Origin of the sequence: Streptomyces sp. NPDC006265 (assembly GCF_040613555.1) — a bacterium.
In the GTDB taxonomy this organism is placed as follows: domain Bacteria; phylum Actinomycetota; class Actinomycetes; order Streptomycetales; family Streptomycetaceae; genus Streptomyces.
On the sequence record NZ_JBEXSH010001451.1, the window covers coordinates 1 to 1274 of the forward strand.

General features: G+C 69.5%; 1 protein-coding gene and 1 pseudogene. Both read right to left on the reverse strand.

Annotated elements, in window-relative coordinates:
* Positions 1-906, reverse strand: a pseudogene (locus tag ABZ281_RS49730) (beta-L-arabinofuranosidase domain-containing protein); the annotation flags it as partial.
* A gap of 173 nt (positions 907-1079) precedes the next feature.
* Positions 1080-1274: hypothetical protein (locus ABZ281_RS49735; RefSeq protein WP_356665485.1), on the reverse strand; the 195-nt coding region annotated here is incomplete at its 5' end.

A 1274-nucleotide genomic window follows, 5' to 3' on the forward strand; every position in this document is an offset into this window, starting at 1 on the left:
CCGGAAGTAGGCGTGCGTCGGATCCTCCGTCCCCTCGGCGAAGGGCGCCCACTCGGTCCCGTCCAGCGTGAAGTGCAGCGGCTTGCCCGGCACCGGTGAGAGGGAGGGCGACAGATCGCCGGACAGCCCGGCGTCGCGGTACAGCCCCACCTTCAGGTACTCCGTGGCCGCGTCGCGGGCGACCAGATTGACCGGCCCGTGGAACAGGGTCTGCAGGGAAGCGTCGTACAGCGCCTTCTCCACCCGCCTCCGGAACGGCACGGCGATGCGAACGGTGTCACCCGCCCGCCAGGCCCGGGACACGTCGAGGTAGCTCCCCGGCTTCGGACTCCCGGACACCGCACGCCCGTTGACGGTCACCCGGAACCCGGCGGTCGCCCAGGACGGCACCCGCAGCCGCAGCGTGAAGGAGGCACTCCTCCCCCCGAAGGTCAGCGTGCTGCCCTGCTCCTGCGGGAAGCGGGTCGTCTGCGTGACCGTGACGCCCTTCTCCGCCCAGGTCAGCGTGGACGCGCTGTACGGGTTGACGTACAGCGCGCTGCCGTCGGCCTTCGCGAAGTACACCGTGTCCTGGTACTTCGTGGCACTCTCCACGCCCGTGCCCTCGCAGCAGGTCGTACCCTACTTGGGTGTGTAGTGCCGGACATGACCGGGCGTCAGCCCGATGAAGTACGTGACGAGGGGCTTCTCCGCGTCCGGCTCGTCCTGCTTGGAGCCGAGCACCTGGTTGTACAGGGCCCGCTCGTAGTACTCCATGTACTTCGGTTCCTGCTCGTGGAAGGACAGGGTCCGGCTCAGCTTGCGCATGTTGTACGCGCAGCACGTCTCGGCGGTGGCCGCGCCGATCGTGCCCGCGATCACGTCCCGCGCCTTCCAGAACTCCGCGATGCTGGTGCCGCCGATGCCGAGCCGGTTCCCGTCGTAGCCGCGGGCGTGATCCAGCATCAGCTGCCGTTTGTCGGCGAAGACGCCCTGCCCGAGGCTCACGTCCTCCAGCCCGAAGGGCCGGACGGTCCAGGCGAACGGAACGTCAGCGACGGCGGCCGTGCCATGTGTGTTCCTCCACGGGTCCACGGGGCTCAGGGGGCCACTGAGGTGGCCGGCATCTCGAACGCCGTACGGATGGCCGACCAGACCCTAGGGAGGGGACGGGAGAGCGTCAACGGGTCGGGGGCGGCGCCAAGTGGTACGGGGACTTCGCCAAGCTGGTCAAGCGCCTCAAGCGCGGCGAGGCCGGCCAGCCGCTCAAGGGTCTTGAGGAGACCGGCGACTAC